General features: G+C 72.4%; 10 protein-coding genes. 7 read left to right on the top strand and 3 right to left on the bottom strand.

Translation table 11 applies throughout. The annotated features are described in order from the left end of the window. The first annotated feature begins 332 nt into the window (after positions 1-332). From rplU to obgE, 3 genes are all read left to right on the top strand, one after another. Complete coding sequence (rplU, locus tag ACFWMZ_RS18215) at positions 333-653, top strand: 50S ribosomal protein L21 (protein ID WP_003948029.1); 321 nt, start codon at positions 333-335, stop codon at positions 651-653. Between the two features lie 14 nt (positions 654-667). Beyond that, positions 668-922, top strand: a complete 255-nt coding sequence (gene rpmA / locus ACFWMZ_RS18210) for a 50S ribosomal protein L27 (RefSeq protein ID WP_383182432.1) — start codon at positions 668-670, stop codon at positions 920-922. 235 nt (positions 923-1,157) lie between these two features. After that, positions 1,158-2,603, top strand: coding sequence for a GTPase ObgE (gene obgE, locus ACFWMZ_RS18205; RefSeq protein ID WP_383182434.1), 1,446 nt, complete (start codon positions 1,158-1,160; stop codon positions 2,601-2,603). A gap of 152 nt (positions 2,604-2,755) precedes the next feature. Here obgE and ACFWMZ_RS18200 read toward each other — a convergent pair whose 3' ends face one another. From ACFWMZ_RS18200 to ACFWMZ_RS18190, 3 genes are all read right to left on the bottom strand, one after another. After that, complete coding sequence (locus ACFWMZ_RS18200) at positions 2,756-3,868, bottom strand: CDP-alcohol phosphatidyltransferase family protein (RefSeq protein ID WP_383182436.1); 1,113 nt, start codon at positions 3,866-3,868, stop codon at positions 2,756-2,758. A 282-nt stretch (positions 3,869-4,150) separates the two neighbouring features. Then, a complete protein-coding gene (locus ACFWMZ_RS18195) occupies positions 4,151-5,308 on the bottom strand; it encodes an acyltransferase family protein (protein WP_383182438.1) in 1,158 nt (385 codons plus the stop codon). Positions 5,309-5,521: 213 nt separating this feature from the next. After that, a complete protein-coding gene (locus ACFWMZ_RS18190) occupies positions 5,522-7,579 on the bottom strand; it encodes a hypothetical protein (protein WP_383182440.1) in 2,058 nt (685 codons plus the stop codon). A 624-nt stretch (positions 7,580-8,203) separates the two neighbouring features. Between ACFWMZ_RS18190 and proB the strand changes: the two genes are divergently transcribed. The 4 genes from proB to ACFWMZ_RS18170 all read left to right on the top strand — a co-directional run bounded on the left by proB (position 8,204) and on the right by ACFWMZ_RS18170 (position 12,024). After that, positions 8,204-9,331, top strand: coding sequence for a glutamate 5-kinase (gene proB / locus ACFWMZ_RS18185; protein WP_383202609.1), 1,128 nt, complete (start codon positions 8,204-8,206; stop codon positions 9,329-9,331). Between the two features lie 242 nt (positions 9,332-9,573). After that, entirely contained in the window at positions 9,574-10,077 is a 504-nt protein-coding gene (locus ACFWMZ_RS18180) for a hypothetical protein (protein ID WP_383182444.1), read from the top strand. Positions 10,078-10,167: 90 nt separating this feature from the next. Beyond that, complete coding sequence (locus ACFWMZ_RS18175) at positions 10,168-11,442, top strand: glutamate-5-semialdehyde dehydrogenase (RefSeq protein ID WP_383182446.1); 1,275 nt, start codon at positions 10,168-10,170, stop codon at positions 11,440-11,442. 57 nt (positions 11,443-11,499) lie between these two features. Next, positions 11,500-12,024 carry a hypothetical protein gene (locus ACFWMZ_RS18170; protein ID WP_383182448.1) on the top strand — a complete coding sequence of 175 codons (525 nt, stop codon included), beginning with the start codon at positions 11,500-11,502 and terminating at the stop codon, positions 12,022-12,024. The last annotated feature ends 63 nt before the right edge of the window (positions 12,025-12,087 follow it).

The following is a 12,087-nucleotide window of genomic DNA, read 5'->3' as shown; positions in this document are numbered from 1 at the left end:
CTACGGCGGCGCCAAAGAACCGGGCCGCCCCCGCCTCCCCCGTGGACGGCGCCGTCGGGGGGGGCGGCCGGGCCGGGACCATCCCGGCCGGCCCGCACCGGCCAGGTGAGCCGGTGAGACCCGGTTTGACCCTCGGGACAGCGGTCCCGTAGCCTTTACCCTCGGCGTTTGTGCGCCACCCTCTGAGCACCTTCCTCCCGCGATGCGGCGCTCGCAGCGCCTGTCAGGGAGAGGCCGCTCGTCCCTCCCAGGATGTGCCGGGCCCTTCGCGGGCCCGCTTGGGCGGCTGGCTTCAGAGGTCCGTTTTCTGAGTGACAGAGAGTGAGATCCGCGTGTACGCCATCGTGCGCAGCGGTGGCCGCCAGCACAAGGTTGCTGTCGGTGACATCGTTGAGGTTGACAAGATTTCCACCGCCAAGGTCGGCGACACGGTCGAGCTCTCGACCCTGCTGCTCGTGGACGGCGAGTCGGTCACCAGCGACCCGTGGGTGCTGGACGGCATCAAGGTCCAGGCCGAGGTCGTCGACCACCACAAGGGTGCGAAGATCGACATCCTTCGCTACAAGAACAAGACCGGTTACCGCCGTCGCCAGGGCCACCGCCAGCAGTACACGGCGGTCAAGGTCACCGGCATCCCCACGGCTGCGAAGTAAGGGACTGAGGAGACATGGCACACAAGAAGGGCGCATCGTCCACTCGGAACGGTCGCGATTCCAATGCTCAGCGGCTCGGCGTGAAGCGCTTCGGCGGTCAGGTCGTCAACGCCGGTGAGATCCTGGTCCGCCAGCGCGGCACCCACTTCCACCCCGGCGCGGGCGTCGGCCGTGGCAAGGACGACACGCTGTTCGCGCTGAACCCCGGCGCGGTGGAGTTCGGTACCCACCGCGGCCGCAAGGTCGTGAACATCGTTCCGGCCGCCTGATCTTCTTCGCAGGTAGCTGACAGCGGTTTTTCGCGAGGGCGGACCTCACTTCCCCGAACGGGAAGGGGGTCCGCCCTTCGCTTGTTGTGGACAATTGAAGAGGAGGGCGGCTTTCCGCCGCGCTCCGCGTGAGACCGGCACCACGCGTGCCGGCCCCGCACCAGCAGCACCCAGCACCAGCAGTACCCCAAGCAGTACCCCTAGTTTTCCCCTGTGCGTATCGGAGGCACCTTCCATGACCACCTTCGTGGACCGCGTCGAACTGCATGTCGCCGCGGGTAACGGAGGCCACGGCTGTGCCTCCGTCCACCGTGAGAAGTTCAAGCCGCTCGGCGGCCCGGACGGCGGCAACGGCGGCCGCGGCGGGGACGTCATCCTCGTCGTGGACCAGTCCGTGACCACCCTGCTCGAGTACCACCACAGCCCTCACCGCAAGGCCACCAACGGCCGGCCCGGCGAGGGCGGCAACCGCTCCGGCAAGGACGGCCAGGACCTGGTCCTGGCGGTGCCGGACGGCACCGTCGTCCTCGACAAGAACGGCGAGGTCCTGGCCGACCTGATCGGCGAGGGCACCACCTTCGTCGCCGCCAGTGGCGGCCGCGGGGGCCTGGGCAACGCCGCGCTGGCCTCGGCCCGCCGCAAGGCGCCCGGCTTCGCGCTGCTCGGCGAGCCGGGCGACGCCGGTGACGTGGTCCTGGAGCTGAAGACCGTCGCCGACGTCGCGCTGGTCGGCTACCCGAGCGCGGGCAAGTCCTCGCTGATCTCGGTGCTCTCCGCGGCCCGCCCGAAGATCGCCGACTACCCCTTCACCACGCTGGTCCCCAACCTCGGCGTGGTCACCGCAGGCTCCACCGTCTACACGGTCGCGGACGTCCCCGGCCTCATCCCCGGCGCCAGCCAGGGCAAGGGCCTCGGCCTGGAGTTCCTGCGCCACGTCGAGCGGTGCTCGGTCCTGGTGCACGTGCTGGACACGGCGACGCTGGAGTCGGAGCGCGACCCGGTCTCCGACCTCGACGTCATCGAGGAGGAGCTGAAGAGCTACGGCGGCCTGGACGACCGTCCGCGCATCGTCGTCCTCAACAAGATCGACGTGCCCGACGGCCAGGACCTCGCCGAGATGGTCCGCCCGGACCTGGAGGAGCGCGGCTACCGCGTCTTCGAGGTCTCCGCCGTCGCCCACAAGGGGTTGAAGGAGCTCTCCTTCGCCCTCGCGGAGCTGGTCGGCGAGGCCCGCGCGGCACGGCCGAAGGAGGAGGCGACGCGGATCGTCATCCGACCGAAGGCGGTGGACGACTCCGGGTTCACCGTGACCCGCGAGGAGGAGTCGCTGTACCGGGTGCGCGGCGAGAAGCCCGAGCGCTGGGTGCGGCAGACCGACTTCAACAACGACGAGGCGGTGGGCTACCTCGCCGACCGGCTCAACCGCCTCGGTGTCGAGGAGGAGCTGATGAAGGCCGGCGCCCGCACGGGTGACGGCGTCGCCATCGGCCCCGAGGACAACGCCGTGGTCTTCGACTGGGAGCCGACCATGCTGGCCGGTGCCGAGATGCTCGGCCGCCGTGGCGAGGACCACCGCCTGGAGGGCGAGCGGCCCGCCGCGCAGCGCCGCCGCGACCGGCAGGCCGAGCGCGACGAGGCGCAGGAGGAGTACGAGGGCTTCCACCCCTTCGCCGGGGGCTGAGGCCGGTGAGCGGGGCCTCCGGGTGATGCCGGGGGCCTCGCGGTACGTACGGCGCGAGCCGCGCGTGCGGCGCGTACCGCGTGTGCGGGCGCATGCGGAAGGGGCGGACCCGGTCGGGTCCGCCCCTTCTGTGTGTACTGCGGTGTCGCGGGTCAGAGGCGGGCGTTGCGCTCGCTCTGCTCGGCCGCGGGGGCCCCGGCCTGGGCCGGGAGGGTCGCCTCGACGGGGTCGGCCACCGGCTCGGGCACCGGGTACTTGGCCAGGGTGCGCTCGAAGTCGCGGGTGGAGAGCAGCAGCTTGTAGATGATGGCGAGCTCGAAGATCATCAGCAGGACACCGCTGCCGATGGTGACGGGCAGCACGGCGCCGAACAGCGGGCCGACGATGAAGACGCCCATCTGGAACTCGATGCCGCTGATCAGGTGGGCGCGGATGCGGTGGCGCAGCAGCAGGCTGCGGAACTTGCCGTACCAGGGGAAGCGGCTCTTGAACTCCTGGTGGAGGTCGACCACGACCTTCTCGCGGGCCGGGGCGCCGGGGTCCTCGTCGGTGGCGGCGGTCGTCTCCGGCTCGTCGTCCGGGAGGGCGGTGACCTTGCCGGTGGTGACCTGCTCGGCCAGCTCGTCGTGGGTGTTGTCGATGTCGGCCGACGGGTTGTCGCGGAGGAGGTCCTCCATGAAGTGCAGCTCGTCGCGCTGCTCCTGGCCGACGGAGTCGGGGTGCTGGTTCTCCAGGTTGCGGCGGGCGGCGCGGGCGCGGGTCTTGATCTTCTTGCGCATGCTGTGGCGCACCTTGAAGATCTGGAGCGCGTCGATGTAGCGCAGCATGTCGAGGAAGACCACGACCAGGGCGAGCCACACGTAGACGACGTCACCGGTCCGGGAGTACTGCCCGCCCATCAGGGCGATGGCGCAGGCCAGTACGCGGATGCGGTCGAAGACGTAGTCGAGCCAGCCGCCGAACTCCGAGCCTCGGCCGGTGAGCCGGGCTAGCTTGCCGTCCATGCAGTCGAGGATGAAGCTCACGTGGTACAGGACGGCGCCGATGATCAGCCACATCCAGTCGGCCTGCGCGAAGCACGCGGCCGCGCCGAGGCCGAGGAAGAGGGCCGCCCAGGTGATCTGGTTGGGCGTCACCCAGCGGGCGTACTTGGCCGTCCAGCGGACCAGCGGGGTGGCGACCGGGTCGACCAGCAGCACCGTCCACCAGGCGTCGCGCTTCTTCTCGGTCAGGCGACGCACTTCGGAGAGCGGAGGTATTTCCATGGAGTCAGCAATCTTCCCGTGGGGTGGGGCGGGGCCGTCGGCCAGGGCGTGGCGTCGGCGGCCGTGCGGCTGCGGCTGCGGCGGTGGCGGCAGGGGCATCAAGGCCGGCGGCGTTCAGTGGAGAAGGCCGCCGAAAGACTAGCCCAGCCGTGATCGCCTGCGAGGGCGCCGAGTTGACGTCGTCCGACCGGAACGGAACGAGGCTGGCGTTTTATGCGGCTTTTTGTCCTGAATGGACTATTGGCTTCCGCTCAGGTTGTATTTGAGACAGTGTGACATAAGTCATAGCGCCGATTGTTCACCGTCTCGTCGGCGAGAGGAAGTGGACGGCTCCCGACCGGTTGGTGTATCGGGGGCGCTGGAGGGGCGCGCGGGGTCGCGGAAGAGCCAGTCGAGCTTCGGTTCCATCACGTGGCGGAAGATCCGGCGCACCGGTGCCGTGGTGAGGACGACGGCGAGCACGGTCGCCAGGGCGCTGATGGTGACGGCGCCGAGGACGCTGTTGGAGAAGTCGTTGTCGTACCAGCCCCAGAAGTGCGCGCCCTTCGCCAGGAAGCCGTGCAGGAGGTACGCGTAGAGGGTCCCGGCGCCCAGGGCGGTGAACCAGGTGCGGCGGCCGGGGACCAGGCTGAGGAAGGCGAAGCTGAGCAGCAGGGAGCAGACCAGCATCCCGACCGTCATCGAAACCCCGGTCCACCAGGGGGCGTTGAGGTCCTGCGCGGCATCGCGGCGGTAGAACCAGTCCGGGTTCATGCGCAGCACCGCCCAGTATGCGGCCAGGGCGCCGCCGGCGAGGACGGGCACGGCGGCGATCCGTACGCGCCGCTGACGCAGCCGGGTGAAGTGCTCGGGGCGCATCTTCAGGCCGAGGACGAAGAACGGCAGGAACTGCAGGACGCGCTGGAGGCCGAGGTCCGGGCCGATGCCGGGGTCGATCGAGGCGAGGGCGGCGACGGCGGTGGAGAGCAGCAGCGGATGGCGGACCATCTGCCAGAGCGGCGCGGTCAGCCGCCAGATGAACAGCGCCATCAGGAACCAGGTCAGGTACCAGGGGTGGAGCAGGCTGATCTTCAGCTCCTCGCCGTCCGCCCAGGCCCGGAAGACGTTGAGGGCGATCTCGAAGACCGCGTACGGCACCAGCACGCTGCCGACCAGCCGCTTGATCTGGCGCGGCTCGTGGCGGAAGCTCCGCGAGAAGTAGCCGGATATGAGGGTGAAGGCCGGCATGTGGAAGGCGTACAGCAGGAGGTAGCCGGCGGCCAGGACGCGGTTGTCGTCGCGCAGCGCCTCCCAGGAGTGGCCGACGACCACCAGGACGATGGCGAGGAACTTCGCGTTGTCGAAGAAGGGGTCCCGGGAAGCCGGGGGTTTCCGGGTGGGGGCGGTGCCGTCGGTCGGCGCGGTGGTGCCGGGCGCCGTGCCGAGCGAGGTGGGGGGCACGGGGGCTCCCTCCGTTCTGGTATCGAGGGCCCGGCGCCGGGTGCGCCGTCCGTGAGGAGGTCAGTGTGGGCGGAGCTGCCCGGGCCTCGCAAACAGGACCGCCGGTACCAGGCCCGCCCGAAGTGCCCCCGGGCGGTGCGGAAGTGGCCGGAAACGCCCGGAGGGGCCCGGTGGTCACCGGGCCCCTCCGGGGGGCGTGCTGTACCGCCTCGGTCAGGTCGGCGAGGGGGCCGCGCCGGCCGTGTCCGCCGTGTCGGCGGCCGCGGTGTGGTCGCGCTGGGTGGGGATGCCGGGGGCCGTGGAGGCCTCCTGGCGGCCCGTGCCGCGCAGTAGCGTCTTCTGCTCCAGCGCGGTCGCCGCGGCCCGCAGCCGGCTGATCGACGGCGGGTCGGAGGGGCCGAGCAGATGCAGCTTCAGCTCCGCGCGGTCCTTCACCAGGCTGTCCTGGGCGGGGTCGCGCACAGCGGCGAGCAGGGCCGGGACGCCGGCGGCGTCGGGCGTGAGGATGGCGGCCGCGCGCACCGTGGTGAAGGCGGCGCGGAACTCCTCCTCGGTCATCCCGCTGGTGTTGGCCACGGCGTACGGTTTCTCGCTGGCGAGCCAGTCGGAGACGACCGAGGAGACGTCGCTGACGAGCACGTCGGCCTGGTTGAAGCAGGAGAAGATGCCGGGCCGGGCGGCGGTGATGATCTGGTGCTCGGCCTCGTCGAAGGAGCCCCAGTAGGCGGCGTCCCAGGCGGCGGCGGCCCGCTCGACCTCGGCGGCCGAGCCGGAGTCCGGCTCGCCCTGGGCGAGCATGCGCTCCACGTCGTCGGCGGCGGCGCGGAAGACGGAGCTGGTGGCGCGCTCCAGCTCGGCGGTGCGGCGGGCCAGCTCGGCGCCGTCGCCCGCGGCGGCCTGACGGCGGCGGTTGGCCTCGCGGATCATGGCCTGGATGCGCTCGTTGGCGGCGCCGGCCCGCGGGTCGACCGAACCGGTCATCGGGTGCGGCTTGTAGAGCAGCCGGACCCCGGGGTCGGCGAGCAGCGCGCGGACGATGTTCTCGCCCGCCAGGACCACGGAGGTGTTCCCCGGGTTGCCGTCCCAGCCCTCCCAGGTGGGGGCGTACAGCACGGTGGTGTACGTGCCGGTGGGCGGGCCGGCGTAGGGGAGCACCGGGTCGAGCTGGGGGCGGCCCACCTCGACGATGTCCCGGTCGTCCACGCCGACGTCGGCGAGGGCATACCGCTCGCGGGCGGCGGGACCGGCCACCCAGACCTCGTCGTACGCCTTGGCGTAGGGGTTGCAGGAGGAGAGCTTGTCGCTCTCGCCGTGGTTGACGAAGGCGTGCTTGATGGTGGGGACGCGCAGGATCTGCGAGGTCTTCCCGGAGTTGGCCGGGTGGATCATCGTCCGCAGGGTCGAGTGCTCCAGCCGCATCAGCGTGGCGACCTTGGGCAGGCAGATCACCGGGATGTCGGTGGCGGCGATCTTCTGCACCATGAACCGCTCGCGCAGCACGATCACCGGGCGCCCGTCCAGCGCAGCCAGCGGCTCCAGCCACATGTTGGCCTGGTAGGCCGAGGTGGTGCCGCCGGAGAAGTACATGCCGACGGTGGGCCGGTACTCCGCGAGCCAGGCGTCCAGCCACGCGAGCGCCTCCTGCTCGGAGACCGGGCGGCGGGAGGGGAGCAGCCGCAGCAGCAGGCTGACCAGTCCGGCGGCCATCAGCGCCACCGAGACGCCCACGCCGGCAGCGGCGGGCGTGCCCTCGTCGGCGATGGCGGTGACCAGCAGGCCGAGGGTGGCGGGGGCACCGAAGGCGAGCAGCCGGTGGCCGGCGCGGCGGGTCAGCAGGCTGGGCGGGGCGGAGCTGAGACGCAGGGCCGAGGCGTCGATGTTCCGGGTGACGAACGGCAGCGTGCGGCTCCGGCGGACCTTGACCGACACCGCCTGGACGGCGAAGTGCAGGGCGTAGAGGATCAGCAGGCCGATCACCACCGGCAGGAACACCGACTCCTGGCTCTGCTGCTCTATCCGCAGCAGGCCGACCACCAGGAGGAGGTCGCGCAGCAACTGGCGCACGGTGACGTCGGCGTGGGCCTTCGCCATCAGGGTCACCGTGCGGCGCTGCCACCGGTGCAGGGCGGCGTCGGTGGCCAGACCGACGGCGGTGGCCACGGCGAGCAGCAGGGTGTTGGGGAGCAGCGCTCCGACGACCTGGGCGACGAAGGCGCCGGCCAGCACGGCGAGCGGCAGCAGCTTGGCCGACTTCCGCAGGGCAGCCGTCACACGCGGGACGGCAGGGGGGATCGTAGACAAGGTGCACTCTCTCCAGTCAGGTCCGGCACGCGACGGGGGGAGTGGGGGATGTCGGCGTGGCCTGGGCTTGCTGGTCAACGGCGAGGGTGAGTCCTCGGTAATGGGCTCGGATCAGACCACGCTACGGCCCGCGTGCGGCATACCTGTGCGTTATACGTGAAGGCGGAGTGAGAGAAAGCTGACTTTTTGTGGTGGGTGTCGTGACCGGGACGTGTGGACAGTGTGGTGTGCTCACACTCTGTCGTGTGTGAAGGAGTCGGCACGGCGCGCGTTCTTGGGGCGCTATCGCCCATTTTCGAGGCTTCCGGTTGTGGCCCCCGTCACCGCGCGACCTGCGGTGGGGCGCGGGCGAGGTGGCGGCGGGGGCGCGCGGGCCCGTGAGGCGGTGGCCACGGAGTGTGAAGGTGGAGCTTTGATGGAGATCACATCCGGGGTGGCCCAGAGGGCGGGGGCCCCCGCGGCGGGCCGGGCGCGGTCCCGGGTGGCGGGCCGCGCGGTCCCGTCCCTCGGAACGCGGAGGCGGCGGCCGGGGACTCTCGCGTAGATTGCGCACCGTCCGGGTACCGGGCACGTCAAGACCATTGGGGAAAGCGCGTGTCAGCGGCAAGGCAAAGTGTGGCTCAGGCCCGCAGAATCGTGGTCAAGGTCGGCTCCTCCTCGCTGACGACCGCGTCAGGAGGGCTCGACGCCGACCGGGTCGACGCCCTGGTCGACGTCCTCGCCAAGGCCCGGGCGGGCGGAGCCCGCGAGATCGTCGTCGTCTCCTCCGGCGCCATCGCCGCCGGCCTCGCCCCTCTCGGCTTCCCTCGCCGCCCCCGCGACCTCGCCCGCCAGCAGGCCGCCGCCAGCGTCGGGCAGGGCCTGCTCGTCGCCCGCTACACCGCCTCCTTCGCGCGGTACGGCGTCCGCGTCGGCCAGGTGCTGCTCACCGGTGACGACACCAGCCGCCGGGCCCACTACCGCAACGCCTACCGCACCCTCGACCAGCTCCTGACCCTCGGCGCCCTCCCCGTCGTCAACGAGAACGACACTGTCGCCACCGACGAGATCCGCTTCGGCGACAACGACCGGCTCGCCGCCCTCGTCGCCCACCTGGTCCGCGCCGACCTGCTCGTCCTCCTCTCCGACGTCGACGGCCTCTACGACGGCGACCCGGCCCGCGCCACCAGCTCCCGCATCCTGGACGTGCACGGTCCCGAGGACCTGGAAGGCGTCGAGATCGGCAGCGCGGGCAAGGCCGGAGTCGGCACCGGCGGCATGGTCACCAAGGTCGAGGCCGCCCAGATCGCCGCCAACGCGGGCATCGACGTCGTCCTCACCTCCGCCAGCCAGGCCGCCGACGCCCTCGCCGGACATCCCACCGGCACCCACTTCCACCCGCGCGGACGCCGCTTCGCCGGGCGCCTCCTCTGGCTCCAGCACGCCTCCACCCCCAAGGGCGCGCTCACCCTGGACGAAGGCGCCGTCCACGCCGTCGTCGAACGGCGCACCTCGCTGCTGCCCGCCGGGATCGAGGCGGTCGAGGGCGACTTCACCGCGGGCGACCCGGTCGAGCTGCGCGACGGTTCCGGACGCGCCGTCGCCCGCGGACTCGTCAACTTCGACGCCTCCGAGATCCCTCGTCTGCTCGGCCGCTCCACCCGCGACCTCGCCCGCGAACTGGGCCCCGCCTACGAGCGCGAGATCGTCCACCGCGACGACCTGGTCCTCCTCCAGCCGTGACCTCCACCCCGCCCTGACCTCCCCGGCAGCCGGAGCCGCCCGGTTCCGCCCGCGCTCCGGCACGCACGGCGCGCGAGGCGCGCCGCGGGATGGCCGGGGGCGGCCGAAACCTGTTCCCGTGCGCGGGGAGCTTCCGCAAAACCGTCACGCGGGACCACCGCGCCTGTTCCACTTTGAAGCGGACAGACTCCGCGCGGACCGGCTCCGCGGCGGAGGCGAGCGGAGAGACCGCCGGGACGTCAATGTGGCAGGAGGCCGCCGTGAGACGAGGGCGCCCGGGGCCGGGGTCCCGCGCGAACAGCACCTCCCCGCCCCGCCGGGGAGCCGGGGACCAGCGCGCGCTCAGCAGCGTCCGGCCCGGCGACCGGGCCGCGCCCGGGTCCGCCGACGAGGGCGGCGCGCCGCACCCCCGGCTCTGGCACGTCACGCTCAGCGCCGCCGGGGAGGCCACCCCGCTGGCCGAGGTGCGGGCCGGGCTCGAACAGCTCGCCCACGACCACCCCTTCCTGCTGACCAGCCGCTACGCCGAGGACCACGCCGAGATCCGCTACTGGGAGGAGGCCCGGGACCTGCACGACGCCGCCGCCGTCGCGCTGCGGCTCTGGGGAGAGCACCGGCAGTCGGCGGGGCTCCCGCCCTGGGAGATCGTCGGCCTGGAGGTCATCGACCGGGAGACCTACCACCAGCGGATCGCCGAGGGGTACGGCCCGCCGCCGGCCCGCCCGATCGGCGTCCACCCCTACTGACCCCGGGCCCGCCCGGCAGGCGGTCCCGGGCGCTCTCGCATCCTGGGACGTCCGGCGGGACGGCCCCCGCGGCGACGTAGGCTCGCGGCCATGACGACGTATGACGCCACCAGCCCCGTCACGCTCGCGGGCCGCCGTGCCCAGGAAGCCGCCGCCGACCTCGCCGCGCTGCCGCGCGCGGTCAAGGACGACGCCCTGCGCGCCGTCGCGGACGCCCTGGAGGCGCGCACCGACGAGATCGTCGCGGCCAACGCGGGGGACGTGCGCCGGGCCGAGGAGGCCGGGACCGCCGCCTCCGTCGTGGACCGCCTCACCCTCACCGCCGACCGGGTCCGCGCCATCGCCGCGGACGTGCGCCACATCGTCACCCTGCCCGACCCGGTCGGCGAGGTGGTCCGCGGCTCGACCCTGCCCAACGGCATCGACCTGCGCCAGGTCCGCGTCCCGCTCGGCGTGGTCGGCATCATCTACGAGGCCCGGCCCAACGTCACCGTCGACGCCGCGGCGCTCTGCCTGAAGTCCGGCAACGCCGTCCTGCTGCGCGGCTCCTCCTCCGCCAAGGAGTCCAACACCGCGCTCGTCGCCGTCCTGCGCGACGCCGTCGCCGCCGCCGGGCTGCCCGCCGACGCCGTCCAGCTCGTCCCCGGCGACACCCACGACTCGGTCCGCGAGCTGATGCGCGCCCGCGGCCTGGTCGACGTCCTCATCCCGCGCGGCGGCGCCGCCCTGATCCGCCGCACCGTCGAGGAGTCCACCGTCCCGGTCATCGAGACCGGCACCGGCAACTGCCACGTCTACGTCGACGCCGAAGCCGACCTGGAGACGGCCGTCGACATCCTGGTCAACTCCAAGGCCCAGCGCCCCAGCGTCTGCAACAGCGCCGAGACCGTCCTCGTCCACCGCGACATCGCCGCCGCCTTCCTGCCCCGCGCCCTCGACGCCCTCGCCGAGGCCCAGGTCACCGTGCACGGCGACGAGCACGTCCGGGCGCTCGCCGCGGACTCCAAGGCCACCGTGGTCGAGGCCACCGACGAGGACTGGGCCACCGAGTACCTGTCGTACGACCTCGCCGCCGCCGTGGTCGACAGCCTCGACGACGCGGTCGCCCACATCCGCCGCTGGAGCTCCGGCCACACCGAGGCGATCGTCACCACCTCGCAGGCGGCGGCCCGCCGGTTCACCCGGAGGGTGGATTCCACCACCGTCGCCGTGAACGCCTCCACCCGCTTCACCGACGGGGGTGAATTCGGCTTCGGCGCGGAGATCGGCATCTCCACGCAGAAGCTGCACGCCCGGGGCCCGATGGGCCTCCCGGAGCTGACCAGCACCAAGTACATCGTCACCGGGGACGGGCACATCCGGTGATGCCCTGACTTCTCCCACGCTCTGCCCAAAAGAGTCCCTCAGGTCTACTCTGGTCCCGTGCCGGAGGACGTGGGGGGCTCGCCGTTTCCGGACGGCCGACAGCCCGACGACGACCACGACCGCGGAGGCGCGGACGACCCGTTCGCCTCCGTGGTCTTCGACGAGGACTTCATCAGGGCCGCCGAGTTCCACGAAGCCAGTGCCGTGGAGCGGCTGGTCGCCGCCGCCCACGCCCGGGCGGAGGCCGAGGCGCGCCGCGCCCGCACCAGGACCCGCGACGAGTACTACGAAGCGGCCCAGCCGTTCGGACCCGACCCGTCCGTGGACGAGGACTACGACCCGAGCGAGGCCGACGACGCCGCGCTGCACCCCGCGCGGGTCAGCTGGCACCGGCCCATCGCCTGGTTCCTCGCCCTGCTGATGGGCGTCAGCATGGTCGCGCTCGCCTTCAGCGCCGTCTACCGCGGCTCCGCCGCCTCCGGCCAGGACACCAGCCCGCCGCCCGCCACCACCGGCGCCGACCCCTCGACCGACACCGGGCTCACCCGTCCGGCGGCATCGACGGCGCCCCTGGACCCCTGACGCGGGCGGCCCGAGCCGGGGTTGCCCCAACGGGGGCGTTTACGGGCGGCCCCCGCGACCCAA

The organism is Streptomyces sp. NPDC058373, from assembly GCF_042723275.1.
GTDB lineage: Bacteria > Actinomycetota > Actinomycetes > Streptomycetales > Streptomycetaceae > Streptomyces.
The sequence above is the reverse complement of the archived record's forward strand: the minus strand, read 5'-3'. Positions and strand labels throughout refer to the sequence as shown.